The organism is Lacihabitans lacunae (assembly GCF_042649125.1).
GTDB classification, from domain to species: domain Bacteria; phylum Bacteroidota; class Bacteroidia; order Cytophagales; family Spirosomataceae; genus Leadbetterella; species Leadbetterella lacunae.
In genome coordinates, this window is sequence record NZ_JBHRYQ010000001.1 from 4140547 (window position 1) to 4166067 (window position 25521).

The 25521-nt window shown below is 36.9% G+C and carries 25 protein-coding genes; 24 read left to right on the forward strand and 1 reads right to left on the reverse strand.

The genetic code is table 11. The annotated features are described in order from the left end of the window. Positions 1 to 58: 58 nt before the first annotated feature. The 15 genes from ACFOOI_RS17770 (at position 59) to ACFOOI_RS17835 (ending at position 19177) form a co-directional block, all read left to right on the forward strand. Positions 59 to 1162, forward strand: coding sequence for a flavin monoamine oxidase family protein (locus ACFOOI_RS17770; RefSeq protein WP_379839394.1), 1104 nt, complete (start codon positions 59 to 61; stop codon positions 1160 to 1162). 217 nt (positions 1163 to 1379) lie between these two features. Continuing rightward, the gene (locus ACFOOI_RS17775) at positions 1380 to 3095 is read left to right on the forward strand and encodes a hypothetical protein (RefSeq protein WP_379839395.1); all 1716 of its coding nucleotides are present in this window, start codon (positions 1380 to 1382) and stop codon (positions 3093 to 3095) included. Positions 3096 to 3649: 554 nt separating this feature from the next. Then, positions 3650 to 4918, forward strand: a complete 1269-nt coding sequence (locus ACFOOI_RS22025) for a hypothetical protein (RefSeq protein WP_449274517.1) — start codon at positions 3650 to 3652, stop codon at positions 4916 to 4918. A gap of 91 nt (positions 4919 to 5009) precedes the next feature. Beyond that, the gene (locus ACFOOI_RS17780; RefSeq protein WP_379839397.1) at positions 5010 to 6677 is read left to right on the forward strand and encodes an AIPR family protein; all 1668 of its coding nucleotides are present in this window, start codon (positions 5010 to 5012) and stop codon (positions 6675 to 6677) included. 146 nt (positions 6678 to 6823) lie between these two features. Then, entirely contained in the window at positions 6824 to 7375 is a 552-nt protein-coding gene (locus ACFOOI_RS17785; protein WP_379839398.1) for a hypothetical protein, read from the forward strand. 184 nt (positions 7376 to 7559) lie between these two features. Next, positions 7560 to 7952 (forward strand): glycosyl-4,4'-diaponeurosporenoate acyltransferase CrtO family protein, encoded by a 393-nt coding sequence (locus ACFOOI_RS17790; RefSeq protein ID WP_379839399.1) that lies wholly within the window; start codon positions 7560 to 7562, stop codon positions 7950 to 7952. 406 nt (positions 7953 to 8358) lie between these two features. After that, a complete protein-coding gene (locus ACFOOI_RS17795) occupies positions 8359 to 9150 on the forward strand; it encodes a hypothetical protein (RefSeq protein ID WP_379839400.1) in 792 nt (263 codons plus the stop codon). A 214-nt stretch (positions 9151 to 9364) separates the two neighbouring features. Then, the gene (locus tag ACFOOI_RS17800; RefSeq protein ID WP_379839401.1) at positions 9365 to 9943 is read left to right on the forward strand and encodes a hypothetical protein; all 579 of its coding nucleotides are present in this window, start codon (positions 9365 to 9367) and stop codon (positions 9941 to 9943) included. Positions 9944 to 10193: 250 nt separating this feature from the next. Continuing rightward, positions 10194 to 11681, forward strand: a complete 1488-nt coding sequence (locus ACFOOI_RS17805; RefSeq protein ID WP_379839402.1) for a glycoside hydrolase family 28 protein — start codon at positions 10194 to 10196, stop codon at positions 11679 to 11681. A 214-nt stretch (positions 11682 to 11895) separates the two neighbouring features. Beyond that, complete coding sequence (locus ACFOOI_RS17810) at positions 11896 to 12432, forward strand: DUF2975 domain-containing protein (RefSeq protein WP_379839403.1); 537 nt, start codon at positions 11896 to 11898, stop codon at positions 12430 to 12432. Positions 12433 to 12435: 3 nt separating this feature from the next. Next, positions 12436 to 12642 (forward strand): helix-turn-helix domain-containing protein, encoded by a 207-nt coding sequence (locus ACFOOI_RS17815; protein WP_379839404.1) that lies wholly within the window; start codon positions 12436 to 12438, stop codon positions 12640 to 12642. Between the two features lie 230 nt (positions 12643 to 12872). After that, positions 12873 to 13385 (forward strand): hypothetical protein, encoded by a 513-nt coding sequence (locus tag ACFOOI_RS17820; protein ID WP_379839405.1) that lies wholly within the window; start codon positions 12873 to 12875, stop codon positions 13383 to 13385. A gap of 405 nt (positions 13386 to 13790) precedes the next feature. Next, the gene (locus tag ACFOOI_RS17825; protein WP_379839406.1) at positions 13791 to 16538 is read left to right on the forward strand and encodes a TonB-dependent receptor; all 2748 of its coding nucleotides are present in this window, start codon (positions 13791 to 13793) and stop codon (positions 16536 to 16538) included. 53 nt (positions 16539 to 16591) lie between these two features. Beyond that, positions 16592 to 18004 carry a hypothetical protein gene (locus ACFOOI_RS17830; protein ID WP_379839407.1) on the forward strand — a complete coding sequence of 471 codons (1413 nt, stop codon included), beginning with the start codon at positions 16592 to 16594 and terminating at the stop codon, positions 18002 to 18004. A gap of 189 nt (positions 18005 to 18193) precedes the next feature. After that, a complete protein-coding gene (locus tag ACFOOI_RS17835; RefSeq protein ID WP_379839408.1) occupies positions 18194 to 19177 on the forward strand; it encodes a YncE family protein in 984 nt (327 codons plus the stop codon). Positions 19178 to 19270: 93 nt separating this feature from the next. Here ACFOOI_RS17835 and ACFOOI_RS17840 read toward each other — a convergent pair whose 3' ends face one another. Continuing rightward, positions 19271 to 20263, reverse strand: a complete 993-nt coding sequence (locus ACFOOI_RS17840; RefSeq protein ID WP_379839409.1) for a hypothetical protein — start codon at positions 20261 to 20263, stop codon at positions 19271 to 19273. A gap of 132 nt (positions 20264 to 20395) precedes the next feature. Here ACFOOI_RS17840 and ACFOOI_RS17845 point away from each other — a divergent pair, with 132 nt between their 5' ends. From ACFOOI_RS17845 to ACFOOI_RS17885, 9 genes are all read left to right on the forward strand, one after another. Next, positions 20396 to 20641 carry an AbrB/MazE/SpoVT family DNA-binding domain-containing protein gene (locus ACFOOI_RS17845; RefSeq protein ID WP_379839410.1) on the forward strand — a complete coding sequence of 82 codons (246 nt, stop codon included), beginning with the start codon at positions 20396 to 20398 and terminating at the stop codon, positions 20639 to 20641. 14 nt (positions 20642 to 20655) lie between these two features. Then, positions 20656 to 20955, forward strand: coding sequence for a type II toxin-antitoxin system PemK/MazF family toxin (locus tag ACFOOI_RS17850; protein ID WP_379839411.1), 300 nt, complete (start codon positions 20656 to 20658; stop codon positions 20953 to 20955). A 61-nt stretch (positions 20956 to 21016) separates the two neighbouring features. Next, positions 21017 to 21334, forward strand: a complete 318-nt coding sequence (locus ACFOOI_RS17855; RefSeq protein WP_379839412.1) for a low molecular weight protein tyrosine phosphatase family protein — start codon at positions 21017 to 21019, stop codon at positions 21332 to 21334. A gap of 9 nt (positions 21335 to 21343) precedes the next feature. Next, complete coding sequence (locus tag ACFOOI_RS17860) at positions 21344 to 21805, forward strand: SRPBCC family protein (RefSeq protein WP_379839413.1); 462 nt, start codon at positions 21344 to 21346, stop codon at positions 21803 to 21805. A 73-nt stretch (positions 21806 to 21878) separates the two neighbouring features. Further along, a complete protein-coding gene (locus ACFOOI_RS17865) occupies positions 21879 to 22103 on the forward strand; it encodes a DUF6500 family protein (protein WP_379839414.1) in 225 nt (74 codons plus the stop codon). Next, positions 22100 to 22633 carry an NADPH-dependent FMN reductase gene (locus ACFOOI_RS17870; RefSeq protein ID WP_379839415.1) on the forward strand — a complete coding sequence of 178 codons (534 nt, stop codon included), beginning with the start codon at positions 22100 to 22102 and terminating at the stop codon, positions 22631 to 22633. The genes ACFOOI_RS17865 and ACFOOI_RS17870 overlap by 4 nt, the downstream gene beginning before the upstream one ends. 259 nt (positions 22634 to 22892) lie before the next feature. Continuing rightward, a complete protein-coding gene (locus tag ACFOOI_RS17875; RefSeq protein ID WP_379839416.1) occupies positions 22893 to 23165 on the forward strand; it encodes a hypothetical protein in 273 nt (90 codons plus the stop codon). A gap of 78 nt (positions 23166 to 23243) precedes the next feature. After that, positions 23244 to 24110, forward strand: a complete 867-nt coding sequence (locus ACFOOI_RS17880) for a DUF5694 domain-containing protein (RefSeq protein WP_379839417.1) — start codon at positions 23244 to 23246, stop codon at positions 24108 to 24110. Positions 24111 to 24575: 465 nt separating this feature from the next. Continuing rightward, positions 24576 to 25454, forward strand: coding sequence for an AraC family transcriptional regulator (locus tag ACFOOI_RS17885; RefSeq protein WP_379839418.1), 879 nt, complete (start codon positions 24576 to 24578; stop codon positions 25452 to 25454). Positions 25455 to 25521: the final 67 nt, after the last annotated feature.

Below are 25521 nucleotides of genomic sequence, written 5' to 3' on the forward strand. Positions count from 1 at the left end.
ATGATATGAATCAAATGGTTTCGTTATTTCGTTTTAGGTCAACTAATAAGAGATTTTAATGAACAGAACCGAATTTCTAAAACTTTGCGGAATCCTTGGCGTGGGGCTGCCCATGCAGTCGGCTTTGGCATCTTGCCAGCAGAGCACGGTTGCACCCTCAAGTTTTACGGGCAAAGTGCTCATAATCGGTGCAGGAGCAGGTGGCTTGTCGGCTGGGTATTTGCTTAAACAGCAGGGTATTGCCTTTGAAATTTTAGAAGCCTCCTCTCGGTTCGGCGGTAGAATGCGGATAAACACCACATTTGCCGACTTTCCCATTCCCTTGGGTGCCGAATGGCTCGAAACCTCTCCTTCGGTATTTCAGGAAATAGTAAACGACGCCAAAGTAAGCGTCAATATAAAAACGGTGGCCGACGACCCCGACCGAAAATTTGTGGGCTCGTCGTGGTATTCCTTCTTTGAAGAATACATTGTTCCTGCTGTCTTGCCGCACATTCGGTACGACCACGTAGTGAGTTCTATCGATTATTCTAACCTAAAAATACAGGTAAACAGCTCAAAAGGAACATTTGTGGCCGACAAAGTGATAGTCTCAGTGCCATTGAAAATCTTACAAGACAAAGCCATTAGCTTTAGCCCGAGTTTACCCGCCGAAAAACTCAATGCCATCGCCAATACCAACATTTGGGAGGGTTTTAAAGCCTTTTTTGAGTTTTCCGAAAACTTCTATGGCGAAGGCCACGAGTACGCCATTTCTCCCAAAACTGACGGACAAAAGATCTATTATGATGCCAGCTTAGGCCAAAACACCCAAAAGCATATCTTGGGGCTTTTTGTGGTCGGCAAACCCGCACAAGTCTATCTTTCGCTTTCTGACGCAGCCCTGAAAAAATACGTGCTGTCAGAACTCGACGCACTTTATGCAAACAAAGCCTCGTCAAAATACCTCAAACACATCAGTCAAAACTGGAACGCTGAGCCCTATATCAGAGGCGGTTACATGTCAGACTATGCAGATTGGCGAACGGTAAAAATTTTGGGAGAACCAGTGGCCGACAAGCTTTATTTTGCGGGCGGAGCCTATACCGACGGCGAAGACTGGGTTTCGGTGCACACAGCGGCACGGTCAGCCAAGGTGGCGGTGGGCAATTTGCTCAAATGAGCATTTTCGGCTAAATAACAATTAAATTCTATTTTTAAAGGGCTATTAAAGTCGTTTATTTGGTTGATTTTCAGTCAGATGGTTAAATTGTTTTGCTTATTATTAAAACAAGAAACGCCACTTTGCTTAAAAGTAAAATATAGGTTTCTTCGTGCAAAAATCAATTTTTAAGACTAAGTTCGCACTCAAATACAGAATACTACCTATAATAATAAACATGTCGAATTTAAATAACATCAGCAATGGTGTGATGCTAAACGCATATCCGGATAGTATCGGAGGCAGTTTGCATGACAGCATTACCATGCTAAAGCTCCCCCAATTTAAGGATGCCTTCTCTTTGTTTTATGTGCTGCCCACTTTTTTTAACAGCGACCTAGACCGGGGTTTTTCTATCATAGACTATGACCTTAACACCGAGCTCGTTTCTGAGGCAGACCTTGCAGACCTCGAGCAGCTAAACATAGAGCTCAAGTTTGATATCATCCTCAACCACCTTTCGGTGGCGTCGCCGCAGTTCAAAGACCTCCTTGCCAACGGAGATGCCTCGCCCTACAAAGATTTCTTTATAAACTGGAACACCTTTTGGCAGGGCAATGGACAGATGGGGCCAGATGGCATTATGATACCCAATCCCGAGCACCTCAGCAAGCTGTTTATGCGAAAGGCCGGGCTGCCCATACTAAAAGTGAGGTTTCCCGACGGCTCCGAAAAACCCTTTTGGAACACCTTCTATCAGCAGATATCGTATCATAAAATAACCGCCGCCGATGTGCCCAACTGCACTCCGGCAGAAGCTGAGGCCATAGCCAACATCGTAAATGCCGCCATAGACGCCCAGCAGCCCATTCACAACATAGACTTGGGTGACCTGGAGGCCCACAAACCAGCCGTGATAGAGCTTTTGGAGCAAAAACGAACCTATTTGGGGCAAATGGACGTAAACGGAGAGTCGCCACTCGTGTGGGAGTTTTATGAGCAAACCCTCCAAAAACTCAAAAGCTACGGCTGCAAAATACTCCGACTAGACGCCTTCGCGTATTTGCACAAAGCCATAGGACAGTCTAATTTTTTCAACAAACCCGGCACTTGGCAATACCTCGAGCGGTTTAAGCAGCTCGCCACCAAATATGACCTCATCCTATTGCCCGAAATTCACGCCGAATATGGCCTGCACCTGCATGATGAGGTAGCTCAGCAAGGGTATTTCATCTACGATTTCTTTTTGCCGGGCCTCATGATTCACGCCCTCGAAAGCGGCAGCAACCAAGCCCTCCTAAAATGGGCAAATGAGATCATCAGCAAAGGCTACAAAACCGTAAACATGCTCGGCTGCCACGACGGCATCCCCGTGCTAGACCTCAAAGGCAAAGAAGTAGACGGCCACTACCAAGAAGGCCTCTTGGCAGACAGCGAGATAGAAGAAATAATGACCAAAATAATGGAGCGAGGCGGCCGCGTAAAAAACCTCTACGGCCCCTCAGGCGAAAAAATCTCCTACTACCAGATAAACGCCACGTTTTTTAGTGCCATAGGCGAAAATGACCAAAAAATGCTCCTCGCCAGAGCCATTCAGCTTTTTATGCCCGGCATACCCCAAGTGTGGTACCTCGATATTTTTGCGGGCAAAAACGACTACGCAGCAGTAGACAATGGCGGCTCAGGAGGCCACAAAGAGATAAACCGAACCACCCTTAGCCTGACAGACATAGAGGCAGGGCTCCAAAAAGATGTGGTGCTTAAGCAGCTCGAAATGATCCGCCTTCGCAACACCTCCAAGGCGTTTTTGGGCACGGTACAGTTTAACCCTTCCGCCCCACATCAGCTAGACATCACATGGCAAAACCAAGGCGAAACCGCCAACCTCAAAGCCGACCTACTCACTCATGCATTCACGGTTAGCCACAGCACCGCGGCAGGCACGAGTCACTAGGCCACAGCCACCCAAATATATACGAAACCTCCCCCTGACAGCTAGCAGGCGGAGGTTTTTTTATATCCCGCTATCACTCCAAGGGCGATAGAATTAACCTAACCAAAACAAATAGGAGACCCAAGTTTTTTTGGGCGGCTCTCGGCACAGCCGAGACCTGGCTATCCGTTCCCGCTTTTTGGCGGCCAAAGGCCAGCCAAAAGAGCTCCACTACTATCCATGCCGCAAATCGGAAAATACACGAGTAGTTTTTAACGGATAAAAACGCCTAACTTTTGCTATCTCAGTATAAAAAAACAAACCAAAGGACAGAAAATCCACAGCTCCAAAATCCCTGTAAAGCCTTCTAGATAGCCCAATAAGCCAATAAATACCACTCCATTGCAAATCTTAAAACCTTTGCATACATTTACAATAAATTCAAAAAATCCAAGCAGCCAAAATCCATTTACAGAAACCTTTAGCTGCCCAAAAAACTCACTGCTGGCTTATGCAATATGGATGCAAGTTTTGGTGTGGGTTTGATGTATTACTATGTTGTGCCGCATAAAATTATGAGCAGAGAAGATTTAACAAATTGGCTAATTCACTTTACCAAAGCAATTGATGCTAAGGACATAGTGGATGTGTTTTATAAAGGTGAATTTAAAGAGGAAGATTTCAAAGAGGAAAATTTTGCTGAAGATGACATTTCTGGGGATCAATTAGAATTAGATTTTACAAATCAACTTCCAGGTGGAATAAGTCGGTTTAGTGCATATGAAGCTTTGAAAAATATAATTGAGGAATGTGGAATAAGATATAATTTTTCGTTCCGAGATAAGATCACAACACTATATGGAGGCGAACCTGTTGTTTGTTTTACAGAAATGCCAATTCATTCCTTAATTGAGTATGCTAAAACTAGAAATGAAAAATCTAATTCAACTTATGGAATAGCTATACGAAAAAAGGATGCATACAGGTATGGAGCCCGACCTGTTCTTTATGGATTATCTGAAAGCAATACTTTTGAATATTTGGAAAAAAGCAATACCCGCAGGATCTTAAAGGAAAATGTTTTACCTCTTGCAGAACAATTTCGTCTAGTTCCACTTATGTTAGACAAAAACATAGATTGGACTCATGAAAGAGAATGGAGAATTAAACGAAGAAACGATATTCACCATCATACTTATATCAAGAATGACGTTTATCTTGAAGAAATAGAACATTTAAACATTTTTGAAGATGGTGGTCATTGTGAACAAATCATTGTAATTGTGAATTCTGAACAAGAAGCAAACGAAATGTTCGATATAATATTAACCTTGAAAGATGGTTCTGGGAATGAATTCGATACAAGCTTTAATCCAAAATCTATTGCAATACTAGTGCTTCAAAATCTAGAGAAAGAGGAAAAGGTTATTCGAAGAATTGAAGATATCAGTAACAAGTCCTATTTCAAAGTAGAACTAGAAGGTTTGTCTCAAGAAGAGCTTGATTGGTTAAAAAGACTTATTAGTCGATGTCAAAATCAGATCTCAAAAGATGCAACTGAAGAATACTTACAAAAACATAAATTAGATCCTAGATATAATGATTTTAAGGATTCTGCAGGCTTTAGTTCAATCGTTACTTACGAAGTACGGAACAAGTATCTGAGAGGATTAATTAATTTGGGAATAGCGTTTCCAATTGGATATGGATATTCAATACGTGCAGTAGGAACACATTTTCGTTCTCAAAGCATAAGCTTTCATGAATATGTGACTAAAAAAGTCTGCGATGAATTAAACAGAGAAATAGGTAATATATTTTATGTACATTCAAACTTAGATTAAAATACGCGGCATAACATGTGACATGACGATCATGCTTCCTTTGTCAGCACGCCGCATGTCACTGAGACGTTATACTTAATTAAAATAAAATATGACTAAAGAAGAATTCGAAACAAGATTATTCAAGGAAGTAGATTTCTTGAAAGATAATGGGAAAGAAAAAGCCATTAATTTTTTAATATGGTTTTTAGTCAATTATTTCCGGATAGAAGAGGAATTAGCTGTAGATTTAGTTTGTGATCATAAAAATGATAAAGGAATAGATGGTATTTATGTCGACAAACAATCCAAAGAAGTAATTCTTTTACAATCTAAATTAAGAGAGAAATTTAACAAAAGTGACGGAGATGGAGAACTAAGAAAACTTGTTGGTTCAGGCAAGTGGTTTAAGGCTGAAAATCTTGACAAACTTGAGCAAAGCAGGGCCGCCAAAGAACTGAAAAGTTTAGTTTCTGAATTGAAAGTTTTTGATTTATTAAATGAGGGTTATACATTAAAATTACTTTTTGTCACTACAGGTTATTTCGACTTTAGTGCTAAAGATTATATAAAGGTCACTCCTGAAGTTGAATATTGGGATAACAACAGACTATATTCCAACTTCACTTATAATGGCACTGAGGAACTAGTAAATGAAGAATTTATATTAGAAGCAACAGATAAAATAATTGAAAATAAATACACAACAGAAAATTCTGCATTTACTTTAGCATTAAAGGCCTCTGAACTATTAAAATTGAACGGAATTGTTGACAGATCCTTATTCTCAAAAAATGTTAGATATGGCTTAGGTAAAACAAATGTCAATAGATCAATTGCAAAAACGATAAAAGATAAAACAAAACACAATAAATTTATTTTGTTCCATAATGGAATCACAGTTGTTTGTCATAAGGCTGAAAAATTAATGAATGAAAAGTTAAAAATTACTAATTACTCTGTAGTGAATGGTTGCCAATCAACATTGACTCTTTATGAGAATAGAGAATATATTTCAGATGATTTACAGGTTATGGTTAAAGTTGTAGCTACTGGTGAGAATACAAAACTTTCGGATGAAATAACCTATTTTGCAAATAACCAAAACCCTATCAATCCAAGTGATTTAAAATCTAGAGAGAAATTTCAACTTGACCTTCAAAAACAATTTCAACACGAATATAATAGTACAGTTCATTACAAAATTAAACGTGGTGAAAAAGTAAATGATGGTGCTGTAGTAATTGAGAACACATTTGCAGCTCAACTAATCCATTCTTTCTCTTTAGAAAGTCCATTTAATTCACATTTAAAAACTTCAACTTTTTCAAAACAATACGACAAGATATTTACAAGACATACTGATATTCATCTAATTTATTTTTTAAATGAAACGTTTGATCTCATACAAAATAACTTAGATAAAATAAATGAACCTATAGTTAGATCGTATCAACCTACCAAATTCTTTATTCTATTCGTTTTAAAAAGAATTATAAACGAATCGGGTATTAACGAGGAGTTTAATGAGTCTACTCAAAAATTTCTATCAAAGTACAGTTCAAAACGGAAAGCTGGTTTTGAAAAGTTAATTCAGATAATAATGATTCAACTAAATTCAGACTTGGAAAATTTAAAAGATGAAGATGAGTATATTGATTATAAAAACATCTTAAGAAATTCAACTGAAGGTAAAAAATTGGCAAATTCGATTATCAAGGGATATAAAATACTCTTAGTCCACAATCCTGAAAACAAGTTGGAAGAATTATTAAAATAAAAACTAATCACAACCATGTATATAAAAAATAGGCGAAATAGTAATAAAATCAATGCTTTGGGCTCGTATCAAACTTTGTGCTTAACCTAAAATTTCGTACTTCGAAATCGCCAACTTTTCATATACTAACCGTTACACACAAAAAAATGAAAAAACTTGCTTTATTGTCAATCGTAATGTTTTTAGTAATTGTTTGTAAAGCTCAAAAGACTCCTTCAAAAATTGATGTGAGATTTGGTTTTGGCTCCTCACTACTTGGATCAGGCGATATGCATACCTTGATGTTTGAAAATGAATTAAATTTGAAACTTAGCAAATATTGGACGGTAGGTGGCGGTTTGGGTTTTGCAAAAAGCAATAAAGGTGTCTTTGAGCAAGCGTCATTTATTCAGGCAAATTCAAATATTTACATTTCGCCATTAAAAAACAATGGGAAAAATGATTTTAGATTAGGAACAGGGCTTAGTTGGTATACTGTTTCGGATGTTTATCTATCATCAGCCAGATATCAAAACGGTCAACTCATTAGTTCAGGATACGAATTTGATAATCGAAAATCCATAGGATTAAATGTGATTATTGAAAACACGTATTTATTATCAGCAAAATATATGATAGGTATCAAATTATTTACACAGCCTTATCAGAATGGTGACATAAATTCTGGAATTCTATTGAAATTTGGCACCAAAATCTAAAACATGGGTTATCCCTTTAAATGCGAAAAGACCCTCTAAACAGTCGCTCTTCGCATATCTTTTATAGATACAATAATTTAATCAAAAAAGAAGAATTATGAAGCACTTAATACAAGGGTTTACGTTTGGAATATCGATATCATTCATATCTTGGATAGTTGGAATGATAGTTAATAGTATACTTATGAAAACAAAACTCTATTTTAAGCTTTCTAATCTGAATTTTATTAAAAATAAAGATTTGAACAAAAAAATCGGAATGAAGCCTTTTAAATGGATTGTTAAAAATACATTTTTCAAATACTTCAACCAGAAAATTAAGGTGGAAAACCAAAATGTTGACTTAGCTGAAATACGTAAAGAAATGACATTCTCTGAAATAAGTCATTTAATCGGATTTGTTTTCGTAGCGATTGTGGCATTTTATCAAATTTATAGTAAAGGATTACTTTTTGGACTGACAATGATGATTCCTAATACTTTAATGAATTTGTATCCTTCTTTGTTACAGCAAGAGAATAAGAGACGAATTGATATTTTTCTAAAAAGCAAGACAACTTTAACACACAATAACTAAACCTTCATAGGGGCTAACGTCTAACCGGCAAAAGCGATCAGGCCCCAAAGGCTTGAAATCCTTCCTTCTTTAACTTTTAAGACAAAAAACAGAGAAATCATTCATCTCTCAAATGGCTACTAAGTGTAGTTTTAGCTAGTTTTAAAAACATTTCGCTTTCATTCGTGCATTCGTGGCAATAGCTAACGAGTTCAGTAAAAACAAGTCTTCAATCCTAAAATAAAGGTATTTGTAAAGCATAAAACCTTTGCATACATTTACCAAAAGATCCAAGCAGCCAAAATCCATTTACAAAAACGTTTAGCTGCCCAAAAAACTCACTGCTGACTTAAGCGATATTGACGCAAGTTTAAGTGTTGGTTAGATGTATTACTATGGTGGCAGTAATTCAAGAAAAGCATTCAAAATGACTAAAACATTACTAAAAGGAAAACTCACCACTTACGCTGAGCAAGGAATGGAAGGTGGAGTTTTATGCTTTCAAGATGCAAGTCAAATCAAAATGACTGATATAAAAACGCCATTTGGATTACATGAAAACAGAAAAGTCTGGGATAAAAATGACACTAAAAGAATTGGTGTGATATCGAATCTTGAGCTATTAATTGAAGGAGAGTGGAAAAATTATATAGATCCTATAACCAAAGATCAAGATTATAAAATTTCATCATTGTACTGTGGAGAATTAAAGGGTAATAAGAACGCTGATAAACGTCTTGCAGATAAATATGGTTTTAAAATAAAATATTCGACGGAAAGACTAAATGACTCTTATGGTCAAGGTAATTGGAAAATAGTTGGGAGTTTACCAAATGTTATTCTATTGGATGGAACTAAAGTTCATTTTGGTGATAGCCCATCCACATTACCTCAAAGACCTTATGGCATAACTCAAGATGCACAAACAAGGGTTTCTGTGGATTGGAATGATGGTATAACAGAAAAAGAAAAACTTACAAAAGAATTATTGATTGAAATATGGGATTTTAAAGGACTACATCAATTAAAGGAAACTGATTACTTGAAGGTCTTTTCAGTGGATAACAAGATTGTTGTTTGTGAAGGTCTAGTAAGTGAAATTCATTTAAGGTTATTTAGTCAAACTTTTAAAGGTCATTTTGACCAAGTCGTTGATGGAGATTATAAAAAGTGGGAAACATATTTTACTGATAAATACAATGCTGAATTACTAAGATAAAGAACTACTAACAATACTATATATATCAAATAGGGCGTTCAGCGGTTTTCGGAAGTTCAGTGCTATTTACAACCACCTCCAAATCGTTGATTTGGCTTTTAAGAATGAATAAATTAAAAACAAAATACAACGTTTTGGCTCAGTGCAAACTTGATACTTTAATGGTATCTTATGCCCTACTTGCCATATACTAAACGTTAGCGAGCATATGCAAATGAAATTCAAACCTTTATATAGCTCAATTCCTGTATTAGTCTTGGGACTTTTAATAACGTATTTGTTATTTCTGACAGGATGCGGTGGAATTGTTGAAATCTATTCTTCTATTTTTCTTGCAGCAATATTAATAATGTATGTAGTTGGTTATTCCTTGTACAGTATTGCGACCCACTTTGACAATAAAACCAAGATAAATTGGAGACCTTTATTATTAAGTCTTATTTTCATCGGACTAATATTCATTTTTAATTATTTCGACTCTGAAAAGTTTAATAGTAAGGTGATTTTAAAAGCGACCAATAATAAAGCATACGGGACAATTGACATAAGATTAAGGGAGAACAATAAAGTAGAGTTTTACTATGGACACATAGAAGAGAAATGTAGTTGTGAGGGTGAATATTTATTAAAGGGTGACACCATTCAAATCAAGGGAATTCAGAAGTCGAATAGACTTGAGACGTTTGACAGATATTTAATAACTAACGAATATGTTATACCGATAAAGGAGGGCAAACTTGAACAGGACACATCAAAGTATTTAAAAAGATTTGGTGAAGCAAACGCTCGCTAACAAAATGGTTCTGCAATGGTGCCGTGACGAGTTGTTTTTAAGTTTTATCTTCGTTCAACGTTTTCGTTTCGTGGGACAGGACGCGGCTTCGAAAAGGCACCACTGCAGAAACACAACCTTTGGCAATAAAACAGCATGCCATAGATTTTTTCTCCCCCATAAAAATAAAACTAGCAAAACTCTTTGCCTTATAGACAAGGACAGTGAGCTGAGAATGATTTTGTATATTCGGGTTTCAAAATCATATCTGATGAATAAGAATAGCCTAGCTCTCCTGTTTTCTATATTTACTTTTTCGGCATTTGGGCAATTTACCTCACCACGCTCCACCGAACCATTTTTGACCAAAACTCAAGTTGGAGCAGCGGCCATGCCTGAAGACATTGCCCCCATAGTGGCTCCTTTTGATATGCCACAGCTCAAGAAACCTAACTTTGCGGCTTATTCGGTAAATATTATTGACGCCGGAGCCAAGTCAGGCACAAAGGTTACCAAAGCCATACAAAACGCGATCGATAAAGTAAACCAACGTGGCGGCGGCACCGTAATAGTGCCTGCGGGCATTTGGCATATTGGTCGTATCAACCTAAAAAGCAACGTGAACTTACACCTGCTGCAAGGGGCTGAACTGCATGTCGGAGGCGAAATCGCCGATTTTCTTCCTGCCGTGTTTACACGTGTAGAGGGCATAGAGGTGATGTCGAGCGGCGGGTTTATTTATGCCTACCAAGCAGACAATGTCGCCATCACCGGCAAAGGAAAAATAATAGGCCCCGGACTAGACGCCCCCGTAAGAACCGCCCCCAGTCCACCCGAAGTAGTGGAGGTGGCAATAGACCAAAACTTACCCGTAAAAGACAGAAAATATGACAGCCACGAAGGGCGATATTTCTATAAACCGAAGTCGATCTGTTTGGTGGAATGCAAAAACGTTTTGATAGAAGGCATCACGATAGAGCGGAGCGTAACCTGGAATGTGACGCCCATTTATTGCGACGGCGTAATCATTCGCGGCATAACCGTAAACTCCGTAGGCATACCCACTGGCGACGGCATCGACATAGAGTCTTCGCGAAATGTGCTGATAGAATACGCCATCCTAAATAACGGCGACGACTGCTTCACCATGAAGGCGGGCAGAGACAAAGACGGCCTAAGGGTAAACAGACCTACCGAAAACATTGTGGTGAGGTATTGTCTTTCAGAAGCCGGCCACGGAGCCATAACCACCGGTAGCGAAACAGCAGGCTGGATTCGGAATGTGTACTTGCACGACTGCATTTTTGACGGTACAGACAGGGGGTTTCGGTTTAAAACCAGACGCCCGCGTGGGGGAGGGGTCGAAAATGTTTTTTACGAAAGGGTAATTATGAACATCAGCAAAAACGCCTTGGAATGGGACCTTTTAGGCAGCAGAACATACGTGGGTGCCCTCGCCGACCGTCTGCCCAAGTTGCCAATTAATGAGCTGACGCCTGTATATCGGAATATTTTTATGCGAGATGTAAAAATCACTACCAACAATAAATTTATAGTGGCCAACTGTATTCCCGAAGTACCGATGACCAATGTCATCATGGAAAACATGGACGTAAGCTGCAAGGAGTCTATTCTGATGCGAGATGTAAAAGACTTCACTATTCGCAATAGTACAATCAGAAGTAAGTCCCAGAATATCGAAATAACCGAAGGCCAAAACGTGAATTTTGAAAACGTAAAAATGATGTATAAAGACTAAAGTCTTTGGTGGTTTGATTGGATTTTAAGGATGAATAGAGAAGGGATGCAGATTATTTAGTAATAAGACAAAGCTAAATAATAGTTTTGAGTCCAAATAAAATTTGATTGGGGTATTTTGCTTTACGTTAAATATTTTTTGAATATAAATGCATTTTTATTGTTTATCAATAAATATTTATTATGTTTGCTGCATAATTTAAACAAATACAAATATGTCAAAAACAAATAACCTTGTTTTTTTAGGGCTAAAGATTGTCTCTTGGCTCATTTTTGTGGGCTTGTGTATTGAATCAGGTGGCCTAATTGTCAATTTTGTTTTTAGCCTTTATAAACCTGAAATGGTAGACAGGCTGTATCAAAAATTAGATTTGAGCGAAATGTACGCCAGGAGCGAATGGGCGTTTTATTGCATGTATAGTTTAATTTTGAGCATCTCTGTCTTAAAATCCGTGCTTTTTTATGTAGTCATAGTTTTGGTAACCAAAATAGACCTCGCCAAACCATTCAACAGTTTTGTGGCCAAGCAAATTTCTCAAATCAGCTACTTTACTTTATCTATCGGACTTTTGAGTTACATAGCGAGGCAGTCTTCCGGAAATTTAAAGAAACAGGGATTTGAAATCGATATTCTTAATCAGTTTTGGGCTGACAGCCAGGCATTTATATTGATGGCGGCGGTTATTTATATTATCGCCACAATATTTTCAAAAGGAGTAGAAATACAAAACGAAAACGACTTAACCGTATAAGCCATGCCAATTATTGTAAATTTAGATGTAGTAATGGCTAAGCGAAAAATCTCTTTAAATGAGCTTTCTGAGCGAGTCGATTTGACCTTGTCGAATCTTTCAATTTTAAAAACGGGAAAAGCAAAGGCAATCCGATTTAGCACTTTGGAAGCCATCTGTAAAGCCTTAGACTGCCAGCCAGCAGATATTTTAGAATATGTGAATGATTAGAACCTTAGCCCCGAGTAGTGGGCATATAGAAACCCGAAATACCTGTATAATAAAGCCAAAGGAATGTGATTTTACCAAAAACAGGATTGAAAAAGTGAGTTCTTATTTTTGTTTGTAAAATAAGAAGAATTGAATGTGGATATTCTGATTTTTTGTAGTTTAATTGCGATAGTATTTTACTTGTAAAAGTAAATCCAAACAGCAAAGTTTACTATAATCCAAATTCCAACATGGACCGCACACACTACAAAAAGCTTTTTAGAGCAGCAGCCATTCAGCTCCACAAAGAGAAATTCACCGAAAGGGGACTAGAAATAGCCGTTGGTGTGGTATTAGATTCTGTATGTTTAAAAGTGTACAAAAAATCATGGGCAAATCCGGCAATAGATCCCGTTACATCAGCCTCACGAGTATTCTTTTCTGTTTGGGTAAATGAAAGTTCCATCGCCAATCAAAGGATTTGTTATAACATTCACGCCCTAAAACTCCGACAGCTGAAAGGCTATAAAATTCAAAGTAGGCAATTTGCCGAAGTCTTCAGAGCAAGTTTCAAAAGCTTTGAAGCAAATTGGCCAAATGTGAGTGTGGACTTTGGTCCGCAAACCCTTATGGAAGGCTGGGTGAACTTCGAGGTAGATAACATAGAATCGAAAGTGGCCAAACTAGCTAATAATTTCCTAGAGATAGAAAATCTGATAGACGCAACTTTGGCAAAGTTTGAGGTCCAAGTGGCTATGGTTTAAGTGTTTTTGGAGGTTTTTTTATTAAAAACTCTTGCAAAAGTTTGAATAACGCTAAGATTATGAAATGCTATTAGAAAATCAAATTATTAAAATGCTAGTGTGCTCATAGCCAGCATATAATTTGCTCTGTTTTTTATAATAGTAAGGTGGGTTTATTAAAAAAGTATTAAAAATACATTAAAGAATAATTTAATTTATATTAAAATAGTTATATTTTAATGTTGCCGTTTTTCGACCTTTATTTTTCAAATATTAACAAATTCGGTATTTAATGTTAAGTAATTGTAAGTTTAACATTAGGAATATTAACAATTTACAAAGTTTGTTTTTCTCTGGTTCTTTCTATAAATAGTAATTCTACATTTGCGACCAAATAGGGGTTGAACTGTTGAATAAACTATGCTTGTGAAAAAAATACTTATATTTATCTTTCTTATTATAAACGTCTTAAATGTTTTTGCGGGTGCTATAAAAGGGAAAGTTATTGACTCAGAAAGCAAAGAACCTTTGATAGGGGCTACTGTTTTGTTAGAAAACACTAAAACCGGTACACTATCAAATCTGGACGGATCATTCGAATTTAAAAATCTAAAAGTTGGCTCCTATAAGCTCACTGTAAAGTACATTGGATATGAAAGTTTCGAGCAAGTAGTTTCTTTAAATAGTGCAAATTCTATAGAGGTGATGAGTTTTGCATTGAAAAGTCAAGACTTAATACTTGGCGAAGCTCAGGTGCATGGTTCTGCAAACAGAGAAAATGATGAGTTTGCCAGAAAATCGGAGCAAAAATCAGACAATGTATTAAATATTATCAGTGCAAAGACCATAGAATTACTACCTGACATTACGGTTGGTAATCTGTTGCAGCGGGTTTCGGGTGTTTCGGTAATTAGAAACAGCTCAGGCGACGGTCAATATGCGGTAATCAGGGGAATGGACAAGCGTTACAATTATACCTTGGTTAATGGCATCAAAATTCCGAGTCCAGACAATAAAAACCGATACGTGCCGATGGATATATTTCCAGCAAATTTGCTGGGAAGGCTAGAAGTTATTAAAGCACTTACACCGAGCATGGAAGGTGATGCCATAGGCGGAGCCATGAACATGGTAATGAAAGATGTGCCGGATTATTTGATAGTGGCGGGAACAGTTTCAGGCGGTTACAATCAGATTTTGAGTAGTCAGCCGTTTTCGGGATATACCAAAACTCCAAATTTCCAGTCGCCATCAGAAGCTAACGGTTCTAACTATAAGGCTTCTCCAGAAGATTTTTCGATTAAAACATTGCAATACCGAAATTTCAAGGCTCCCATTAATAGCCTAATGAGTTTTTCGATAGGAAACCGGATTTTCAATCACAAACTGGGTTTTTTATTGGGTGTTAGTTACCAGAGAGCGTATAGAGGCACAAAATCCTCGTTTTTTAGTCTAAATGGGCAGCCTAGTCCAGATCCAATTCCGAATTCACCGCTGTTTGAAACCGTACAAAATCGTACGTACTCCAATCAGCAGGCACGCTTAGGTACCAATCTAAAATTAGATTATCATTTTAATAATAGAAACAAGATTAGCTTATTTGGTTTATTCACGCAGTTAGAGGATTGGCAACATCGTCATTTGCTTAGTAATCAGTTAACCAAATATGGCGACGTAGGCAATAACGACCGTTCGGTGTATCGCAGGCAAAATATTATAAATGCAACCCTGCAAGGCGACCATGCCATTGGAGATAAATTTAACTTGAAGTGGTCCGCTGTGGCTTCAGAAGCAAAAAGCATTACACCAGACTGGACAGACCTTTCGGTAACATTTCGTACAGTGCAGGGGCCAGACGGAAATGCTATTGAGTCTGCTCGCTATGTAGATAACGTTTCTCATATTTGGACGCACAATACCGACCGCGACTATACAGGCTACGTTAATTTGACCTATAATTTTTCTCCAAAAATAGAATTAGCTACAGGCGGAATGTACCGCGACAAAGACCGTCATAATTACTACAACGACTACACGCTTTCTACGGTTTTAGAAGGTGGGGGGCGTCAGACTTTTACCTCTATAGATCAAGTAAAGTTTAGTTTTAGGCCCGCTTCGTTTGCTTACGCAGACAGCACAGACGCCAACAATTACTCGGCGGCCGAAAAAATAGGGGCGGGGTATCTACAAGCCAAAGTGAATATTTCTGATTTACAGATTTTGGGAGGAGTAAGAATAGAGCACACCAATCAATCCTATATGTCTCAACTTCCAGTTACTGCCATCGGAAAATCAGGTACCATTAGTTACATGGATATCTTGCCTAGTGTTCACCTAAAATATAGGCTTTCGGACAAAGAAAACCTGAGACTTTCGTATTTCAAAGGAATTACCAGGCCGGGATATTTTGAGTTAGTGCCTGCAAGTTTCCCTGGTGAATATTTTACTGAGTCGGGTAACTATAATCTGAAACACACCGTAGCTGACAATATTGATTTTAGATATGAAATGTTTCCTACCGGAAATGAGCAGTTGCTTATTGGAGCTTTCTTTAAAAACATCGTAAACCCGATTGAGTATGGCTTTAACCTTTATGGTAATAATTCGTATGTGTATGTGCCGCTTAACTTTGGTACAGCCAAAAACTACGGAGCAGAACTAGTTTTCTCTAAATATCTAAAAAACTTTGGAGTGTCTGGAAACTACACCTACACACACTCTCGCATCACCACTTCAAAGAAAATTTATGGGCGAGACGCAAACGGCTCAATCGTAAATACAATTGGTTCTCAAACCCGTCCGCTGCAAGGGCAAGCCGATCATATTGCCAATCTATCCTTGATTTATAAAAGCAGTAAGACCGGTCTTGATGCCCAACTTTCGTGGGTATACACAGGAAAGAAAATCAATATTGTTTCGCCTTATTTGGGTCTTGATTATTGGCAGCGAGGCACTTCACAACTTGACTTTTCAGCAGAAAAAAGTATCGGAAAAGGTCATTTTTCGGTTTTTACGAAGTTGACCAATTTACTAAATAACCCAATCATAGTTGAGCTTTTGAAGCCGAATAACTTCCAAGACTTGCCCGACCAAACCCGCACTGATCGCATTTTGGTTCAAAAAGATGTCTTGCAGCAAAGCTACCTTTTCGGCATCCGATATAAGCAAAAATAATAAGCGTCTAATCATTCTGTCTCTTAATACCGTATTCTAATAATTTCAAAAAAATGAAAAAAAGTAAAATTTTAAGTTGTTCGCTAGTTTTAGGAGCGGCAATATTTTTTGCCAGCTGCTCTAAATCAGAAGAGCAAGTAATTGTATCGGAGCCTTTATTTCAAGTAGGTCAATCGGTAAGTACGAGTGTGCCTCTTGCTGGGCCCATAAAAGGCACTTTGCTTGCTGATCAGGTGTATACTGTAGGCGGCGATGTGTATATAAACGAAGGCGACACTTTGGTGGTTCAGCCTGGTGCACATATTAATTTTCCGGGTGATATGCCCTATTGTTTTGTAGTAAAAGGCACTTTTCTTTCACTAGGAACACAAGAAAAACCCATATACTTTACTGTTCCTTCGGCTGTAAAAACTGATCAAATTGGAGCAGACCCAACAAAAGATCCTGCCTTACAAGGTCTTTGGGGTGGAATTTTGGGTGAAACAGGATTTAAAAGTATCATTATCAAGTGGACTCACATTGAGTTTGGTGGAGGCAAATTAGGTACATCTCCTGTTTCTTTTATCGCAAACGGGAAAACGTGTTATGCTATCTCAACTAATGACCCAAACGGTCTTTTGGTTTTAGAAGATTCGTGGATATACGGTGCACTTGATGATCCCATTAGACCATTTGGTTGCAAAATGCACATCATGCGAAATACATTCGAAAAGTGTGGTTTTACAGGTGGCGAAGCCATGAACATTAAGTCGGGTGTTGTGGGAGATTTTGCATACAATTTGATTATTGGTAGTGCTACAAACGGCCCGAAAGCTTCAAATAACGGTGGTAAAAATCCACAGACGAATATTAACATGTATAATAATACTATCATTACTTCGGGATGGAGAAGAAACTCTGCAGGTAGAGGTGGTTCACTAAACTACGAAGAGGGTTCTAAAGGCTTGTATTACAATAACTTAATGGTTAACTGTAAGTATGGTCCACGTGTGGTTGGTGCAACGGCAAACTACAACGGAAATGCCTTGGTGGTAGCGGATACCGCAAACATAAAAGGTGGGTATAACTATAACTACGTAGACAAAGCTGACATAGCTGGCGAAATATATCCGGTAGGTTTTGCCACTAAGCCTTCCGCTTTTGATATCCCCGCTCCAAGTACGTTTTTACCAGCCAAATATGTGCCAGGTCAAGTATATGATGGATCTTCGGTAGTTGGTAAAAACAATCCGCAGTTCAAAAACTTCCCTTTACCACAAACTACGCCAACCTTAGGCGACATAGCGGTAGTAGGTACTTTTGATTTCCATTTAACAGCTACTTCGCCAGCTATTGGAAAAGGATATACTGGGTTTGCACCATTGGGTGTTGTACCAGTAAATGCTAAATTTGGAGCTACCGAAATTACGCCTCCAAGTTCAGATATTGGTTGTTTCCCTTCAAACGGAAAAGGTAATAAGCATTAATTTTAGCTAAACATTGGCTTTTAAGGTCGGGTATTTTACCCGACTTTTTTTATATGCCTAATTTGAGTTTTGCTTAGGTAATTTACTGAAAATTAGAAAATTACGATTTATGATAAATTGTCTTTAAATATTCATTTTACAGCTCAAATATTCAATAGATTTACTTAAAAATATAAACAAATTAAAAAAATGAAATTAACCTTTTTGCTAACTTTTATTACGCTTTTGAGTTTCGGTCAAAAAGAATACCATTTTTCAAAAAAAATAATGCTCTCTGGAGATGGTAAATGGGATTATATGCAACTCGACGAAAACAAAAATCGCTTATTTGTGACTCATCAAAACAAAGTGCATGTGCTTGATTTAAAGTCAGATAGTGAAATAAAGTCTTTTGACAACCTCAACGGAGTACATGGCGTAGCTTTGGCGGTTAAGCATAATAAAGGTTACATTTCAAATGGAATGGATAACGTCATTACTATTTTTGATTATACTACCCTTGATGTACTCAAAACGATTAAAATTGAAGGCAAAAAAGCAGATGCAATCATATATGATTCATTCTCTGACCGTTTGTTTGTGTTTAATAATGGTTCGGGGGATGCCGTGGCTATAAACCCAAATGATGATGCAATAATTGGGGTACTAGAATTAGGCGGAGCACCTGAGTTTACTGTTTCTAATCAAAGAGGATTGCTATATAATAACAACGAAGACACCCAAGAAATAACCGTTATGGACAGTAAAACTTTAGCTGTAACCAAGCATTTTTCGATACTTCCAAGTGAAGTCCCTACTGGCTTAGCCATTGATTTAGAAAATAATCGTTTGTTTTCAGTTTGCAGAAAAGACCAAAATTTGGTAATTCTTGATGCAAAAGATGGTCATATAGTGCAGAGGTTACCTATTGGAGCAGGAACAGACGCAGCTCGATTTGATAGTAAAAGAAAATTGGTATTTGCGGCCAATGGCGAAGGGAATGTGAATGTTTTTAAGCAAATAGATGCAGACCATTTTGAGCAAATACAAGATTTAAAGACCGTTTCTGGAGCCAAAACCATGGAGTTTGACTCAAAAACTAACCGCATATTTGTTTCTGCCGCTGAATTTATAGAAGGAACTAAAAATCTAAAGAAGGGTACATTTGGCGTGTATGTGTATTCGGCAGATTGAGTTTGATTACATTATAACTAGTCTTTTGCTAAATAAAGAAGTCGAGATTATTACAGATGGTCGGTTAAAAGCCGATCATTTTTGTTTATAATCTTATTGTTTCTTAGTAGGATAAGTAATTTTAAAAAGCCCAGCTGGCACTTCTGCAGCTTCATTGGAAAGGAAAAGGTTATTGCCGTCTTTAAAGTCTAAGCCTTCGGTTTGCCACACACGTGAGGTGCTATCCAAATTTTTACGGATAGCTTTTCCTCCGAAAAAATCATCGCCCTCGATAGCACTAAAAAACCAAATAAAAGGGCGTATTTTTTGGTTCATGTAGCCCAATAAAGCCAATTCTTTGGTAGTGGTGTTGTAGGCGGCTGCCGTAACCTTTCCGGATGTATTAAAAGCACGGATTGGTGACACCGAATATTCTCCTGGCACTTTCGATATTCTGTAGCATCGGGTTTGGAGGTCGCTGTGATTTTTGGTGAAAATATAAAGGAAATCACCAACCGAAACCATGGCTTCGCAGTCATAATTGGAATTCGTGTTTTTTTCTAAACTTAGTTGGTCAGCATAAGAAAAATGTATGGTTTCGGCAGTTACTTTTTGGTTCGAAAGAGATAAGTCGATGTCATTTTTCTTGATTTTTAATATTTTCAAGTTATTTCGGTTGCCGTCGTTGTTGCCAAAGTCTCCGATGTAGATATAAAGCGAATCTGCAGAAATGTCTTCCCAGTCTGAATTTAGTTGGTTTTCAATTGTTAGTGTTTGTAGTATTGCCCCATTTGTGGTGTCAATTCGGTATAAGGTATTTGAATTGCCCGCATCATTAAAAGACCATAAATTACCATCCGTATAACATAGTCCAGACGATTCAGAAAGCTGAAAGGGTAGATTATGAATGAGTTTGAAAGTAAAATCGGGTATTATTATCTCATTCGCTTCTTGATGAAAAGGTATAGGCTCAGTTTTACAAGAAAAAAGATACCAAGCAATAAAAATACTATAGATATATTTTAACATCAGCAAATGCAGTTCGCTACTATTTGATTGGTCAAAGGCATTAATTATCCAAATTAAAAATTCAGCAAAAGAACGCATTTTAAATTACCTGAATGTTAAGGGATTGTTGTGAAATTGAAGTTAACTATGTGGAATAAATATCTAATTTTCTTGTGGGATACTTTGAAATTGTGTGCTAACTTTGTAATTACAAATTAAAGCTATTAAGATATGGAAGTTTCAATTGTGCAAATAGGGAATTCAAAAGGGATTAGATTCAGTAAAACTGTTATTGAAAAATACAACCTACGCGAAAAGGTAGATATGATACTCGAGAAAGGACAAATTGTTATCAAACCTTTGGATTCTCCAAGAAAAGGGTGGGAAGAGGCATTTAAGGAAATGTCAAAGCAAGGAGATGACAGGTTGCTGTTTAACGATGTATTTGACGATGAAAATCTGGAAGAATGGAAATAAGTCAATATCAAATCGTGCTTGTTAATCACGATCCTACAATTGGGAGTGAAATTAAGAAAACCAGGCCTTGTGTGGTAATTTCTCCTATCGAAATGAATAAGTATCTCCAAACAATTGTAATTGCTCCTATGACAATAAGTTCGAAAAATTATCCCACTCGAGTGGAAGTGAAACTCGAAAACAAAATCGGTTGGATTGTTCTGGATCAAATTAGGACAATTGACAAGCAGCGAATTATTAGGACGCTAGGTAGGCTTTCCAAACCTGAGATTAAAGAGGTTAAAAGTATTATAAAAGAAACCTATGTGGATTGATTATTTTACTTGTAGTTGCTTATATTCAAATAGTTAAAACCTAATATCAAAATAGCACAGCATGAATATACTGTTTGTCTGTAGCAGAAATAAGTGGAGAAGTAGAACGGCCGAAACCATTTATAAAAACCAAGGAACGCATAATTTTAAGTCTGCAGGAACTGAAAACTCAGCAAGAATCAGGGTTAATTTAGAGCACATTAATTGGGCGGATATAATTTTTGTCATGGAGAAAAAACATAAGCAACGTATTCAGAAAAAATTTGATTTGAACCTCCGTGATTATAATTTTGTGATTCTCGATATCGAAGACAATTACCAGTATATGGACGAAGGTCTGATTCAAATATTAAAAGATTCTGTAGATCCGTATTTATAGTTGAAATTTATGCCACGTATATTTTTAGAAACGGAAATTAATAATACCAAAGAGGTAGTTTTTGATCTTGCGAGAAGTATAGACCTACACAAAGACTCTACTAAAAAGACCAATGAAAGAGTAGTTGAGGGTAGAGATTCGGGCTTGTTAGAGTTAAATGAAGAAATAACTTGGCGGGCAAAACATCTTGGCGTTTATCAAAATCTGAAAGTGAAAATTACAGAATTAGAATTCCCCTATTTTTTTTGTGACGAAATGGTGTCAGGAGCTTTTAAATCATTTAAACATACGCACAAATTTCAGGATATAGATGGACGAACATTGATGACTGATATTTTTGAATATAAATCTCCTTTGGGATTTCTGGGACGTATTGCTGATTTTGTTTTTTTAGAAAAGTACATGAAAAAGTTCTTACTTATTAGAAATCAAGTGATAAAGGCTTATGCAGAGTCAAAAAATAAAGTATGAATAAAGCATTTAATTATTTGGTAGTAAGTGTTTTATGGAAAATTAATATTCAAATGGATAATCCATTTAAACAATGAATAAAGAAATAGCCTCCAAAATAATCGCGATTTGCGATGACAAAATAAGTAAAAAAGGTGAGAGCGTTGGGCTATCGTTTTATGCTTTTTTTGCAAATAAAAACGACAATCCCGCATTGCTGATGGAGGTAGCCGAATGGTGGATAAAAACCCACCGACTGAATCATTTCGAGAAAGCCACCAAAATCAAGGCGATGGTACAAAAAGAAATACACGCGTGAAAACATATAACATTTTAGGTATCAATGGGAGTGCAAGTAGCAATTCTTCAAATTTGCGTTTGCTTACTATCATTGGAAATCTAGCAGGAGAGCGTTTTAACCTTGAAATTTTGGATGATTTGAGCGTGTTGCCGCACTTTCGGACTGAGCTTACGAATGTCAATACGCCGATGGAAATCATCGACTTTAGAAACAAAATCAAAAATGCGGACGGTGTAGTCATTTGCACGCCCGAATACGTGTTTAGCATACCGAGTGGCCTCAAAAATGCCATCGAATGGTGTGTGTCTACCGATGTATTCTCTGACAAGCCTATCGGACTGATAACGGCATCTGCCAATGGCGAAAAAGGGTACGAGGAACTAAAGCTAATTATGCAAACTGTGCAGACTGTTTTTACTGCCGAAACCACGCTTTTAGTGCCAGGCATAAAGGGAAAATTAGATGCAAACGGCGAGCCCAAGTCTGCTGAGTTAAAGACTGATTTAGAGAAACTTGTCTATTCGTTTATTGGCTTGATAGAAAAATAGGGATGTTATTTATTGATTTAAGTAATAAGTTTTTTTTATCTTCTAAAATGTGAATTTTCGGACATTGGAAATCTAAAAAACATCCATATATTTACTAAAGAATAATATATCCGAACAACTATAAGTCCATTAAATAACTTTTTGCGTGAAATAGAAATATTATTTTTAAAAATCAGCATATATTATACTAAAAAAGTGTGTTAGTGGTTAGTACTTAATACGTGCTAACATTTACTTAAATACAAAATCAAGACCGGCCATGTTTGAACATAAAAATTACGAAATGCTAACTCTGGAAGAACTGATTGCAGAGCAAGCGAAGGTTTACAAGCAGAAGAATCCAATTCTGATTTTTACGGGCTTAGCCTTAAGTGTTTTAATATTTGCTACCATAAAAGAAACCCAAGGTTTTATTCATTACGTATTGCCGATAGTTTTGGGGTTTGTTTTATTTAAAAACTTACAGAAACTAAACATCATCAGAAAAGAACTGGACGCCAGGCGTTCCAAAGAAAACTTTCGTAGGGAATGAGTAGGGGAACAAGAGTAATTAAGGCCGGTTTTTAGCAAATTCAAGTTTTAATAAAATATATTTTTTAGACTTTCACACATGAAACATCTTTTACTATCTCTATGCACATTTTGCATGGTTTTTACTTCACATGCCCAAAAAAAAGAATCTGCCAAAGTCCAAATGGCATTGACCAAGTTTAAAGACTTTAATAAAGATATTCCGAAATACGAAGTTATGCTGATGGGCGTATTTCATACCGATTATCCCACTAAAGATAAATTTATGACCAATAAAGAAAACCAACTTGATATTCTTGCTCCACAACGACAAAAAGAATTGGATGATTTAGTAAATGAATTGGCCAAGTCAAAACCTACTAAAATATTTGTGGAATGGCCAATAGGACTTCAAAGCAGAGTAGATACTCTTTATCGAGAATATTTAGAGGGTAAATATCAAGACGAACCGTCAGAGATATTTCAAGTTGGGATGCGTCTTGCTAAAAAACTGGGGCATTCGAAAATATATCTTTCTGATGCAAATGGTGCTTCCTACACAGTACCGGCGGCTGATTCAATATCGTTTTTTAATAAAGTAAACTCACTTAGGATTCCTGAAATTGAAAAGATTTTTGAAGCATCCGAGAAAAAAATAAGGTGGCTTGAAGATTATCAAAAACAGCTGACTATCTCAGAAATATTTACATTGTATAATACGAGCAGTTTTATAGATACCGACATGGTGGCTACCTATTTCGATACGGACTTAGAGCCCTTTGGTTCAGATCAGTTTCCGACCTATTGGCACAACAGAAACATTAGAATTTTTTCTAATATAAAAAGGCACTTAGAGCCTAATGATAGGGCTTTTGTAATGTTTGGGGCCAGTCATATACCTATTTTAAAGCACCTTTTTGAGCATTCTTTGCAATTTAAGGTCTCTCAGTTTGGTCTAGATTTTTAGACTTGGTTTTGTTGGATAGTCGTTTTTATTTTATTTTGATTTAATAGAATTTTCAATGTAAAAATACATTACTATTCTTTTATCATTAGTTTTTATATTATGTATTTTTAGGCAATATGGGTCTTCTAAATCGAGTATCTCAAGCATTGAACAGAAAGATATAAGGAATTTAACTTGAGTTATGCATTAGAAAACCAATTACGACCTTAAAATACTGTATATCAACACGTAAGTCCTTTTTGGTTTTATTACGATAGCCCTTCAGCTACTCTTAGTTTAAACTGCTTCGCTAATTAAATTTAAGTGTCTGATTTATTGCATTTTAAGCCCAAATAACTAAGCCCTAAAGCATAAACGGGGTTTAAAAGCTAGGAATTATATTTTTATTCGGATAGCAGTAACATTCTATTTTACTTACCTTATTTTTGAGTGTAAAAAAGCTCTATTTTAAATAAATTTACCCGAATGTCTGAAGCTCCAATTCATATAAAGTTTAATAATAGCCAAAACCCCAATGCGGGCTTTGACATAATCAGACTGGAGGAGCTGTTTAAACGTGCCGACCTCGACCATACCCCTTTTTTGCCACATTTGGTTGAGTTCTACATGATCATATTGATAGAAAGTGGGGAGGGTGTACACACCATAGATTTTTTAGATTATCCCATTCAAAAAGGTACGGTTTTAACCATCAGAAAAGACCAAATTCATACTTTTCATGAGAGCGATTCCGTAAAAGGAACCTTGCTGTTATTTACAGATGATTTTTTGGTGACTTATCTCGAAAAACTAGAAGCTCAAAAGTCTTTGCAGTTATTTAATGAGGTGTTGGGTGTTCCAAAAATACAGTTGTCTTTTTCCGAAGAATTAGAATTAAAAGCTTTGGAACAGCGAATTCAGAATGAGTATTTTAGTATGAACGACGACTATTCTATGGGAATCATAAGAAGTGAGCTCCATATATTGATAGCCAAGTTATTTAGAATTAAATCTGGTAAAAATGAGATTTTGGTTGCTCGGAAATATTTAAATGAATTTATTGCGTTCCAAGACTTAGTTGAGAAAAATGCGGCCAAATACACCATGGTAAGCGACTATGCTGATATAATGGGGCTGAGTACTAAGACGCTCAATAATATAACAAAGCACATAGTAAGCAAGTCAGCCAAGGCATTTATAGATGAGATTTGCACCAAACAAATAAAGCGACTTTTGATAAATACAGATTTGTCTATCAAAGAAATCGCGTATGCCTCGGGTTTTGAGGAAACCACTAACTTCTACAAATACTTTAAGCGTCAAACTGCACTTACGCCTGAACAATTTCGGGGTACTTTTAGGTAGATTCCCATTTTTACAGTCATTGGGCTTTTTGTTATATCTCTTGAAGGTATTAAACCCGCCATCTTTG

Coding starts and splice junctions, on each gene's coding strand:
- ACFOOI_RS17785 (WP_379839398.1), top strand. CDS start 6,824: ATGAAAAAACTTGCTTTATTGTCAATCGTAATGTTTTTAGTAATTGTT.
- ACFOOI_RS17795 (WP_379839400.1), top strand. CDS start 8,359: ATGACTAAAACATTACTAAAAGGAAAACTCACCACTTACGCTGAGCAA.
- ACFOOI_RS17810 (WP_379839403.1), top strand. CDS start 11,896: ATGTCAAAAACAAATAACCTTGTTTTTTTAGGGCTAAAGATTGTCTCT.
- ACFOOI_RS17820 (WP_379839405.1), top strand. CDS start 12,873: ATGGACCGCACACACTACAAAAAGCTTTTTAGAGCAGCAGCCATTCAG.
- ACFOOI_RS17805 (WP_379839402.1), top strand. CDS start 10,194: ATGAATAAGAATAGCCTAGCTCTCCTGTTTTCTATATTTACTTTTTCG.
- ACFOOI_RS17880 (WP_379839417.1), top strand. CDS start 23,244: ATGAAACATCTTTTACTATCTCTATGCACATTTTGCATGGTTTTTACT.
- ACFOOI_RS17860 (WP_379839413.1), top strand. CDS start 21,344: ATGCCACGTATATTTTTAGAAACGGAAATTAATAATACCAAAGAGGTA.
- ACFOOI_RS17885 (WP_379839418.1), top strand. CDS start 24,576: ATGTCTGAAGCTCCAATTCATATAAAGTTTAATAATAGCCAAAACCCC.
- ACFOOI_RS17770 (WP_379839394.1), top strand. CDS start 59: ATGAACAGAACCGAATTTCTAAAACTTTGCGGAATCCTTGGCGTGGGG.
- ACFOOI_RS17875 (WP_379839416.1), top strand. CDS start 22,893: ATGTTTGAACATAAAAATTACGAAATGCTAACTCTGGAAGAACTGATT.
- ACFOOI_RS17840 (WP_379839409.1), bottom strand. CDS start 20,263: ATGCGTTCTTTTGCTGAATTTTTAATTTGGATAATTAATGCCTTTGAC.
- ACFOOI_RS17830 (WP_379839407.1), top strand. CDS start 16,592: ATGAAAAAAAGTAAAATTTTAAGTTGTTCGCTAGTTTTAGGAGCGGCA.
- ACFOOI_RS17855 (WP_379839412.1), top strand. CDS start 21,017: ATGAATATACTGTTTGTCTGTAGCAGAAATAAGTGGAGAAGTAGAACG.
- ACFOOI_RS17815 (WP_379839404.1), top strand. CDS start 12,436: ATGCCAATTATTGTAAATTTAGATGTAGTAATGGCTAAGCGAAAAATC.
- ACFOOI_RS17835 (WP_379839408.1), top strand. CDS start 18,194: ATGAAATTAACCTTTTTGCTAACTTTTATTACGCTTTTGAGTTTCGGT.
- ACFOOI_RS17790 (WP_379839399.1), top strand. CDS start 7,560: ATGAAAACAAAACTCTATTTTAAGCTTTCTAATCTGAATTTTATTAAA.
- ACFOOI_RS17800 (WP_379839401.1), top strand. CDS start 9,365: ATGAAATTCAAACCTTTATATAGCTCAATTCCTGTATTAGTCTTGGGA.
- ACFOOI_RS17775 (WP_379839395.1), top strand. CDS start 1,380: ATGTCGAATTTAAATAACATCAGCAATGGTGTGATGCTAAACGCATAT.
- ACFOOI_RS17845 (WP_379839410.1), top strand. CDS start 20,396: ATGGAAGTTTCAATTGTGCAAATAGGGAATTCAAAAGGGATTAGATTC.
- ACFOOI_RS17780 (WP_379839397.1), top strand. CDS start 5,010: ATGACTAAAGAAGAATTCGAAACAAGATTATTCAAGGAAGTAGATTTC.
- ACFOOI_RS17865 (WP_379839414.1), top strand. CDS start 21,879: ATGAATAAAGAAATAGCCTCCAAAATAATCGCGATTTGCGATGACAAA.
- ACFOOI_RS22025 (WP_449274517.1), top strand. CDS start 3,650: ATGAGCAGAGAAGATTTAACAAATTGGCTAATTCACTTTACCAAAGCA.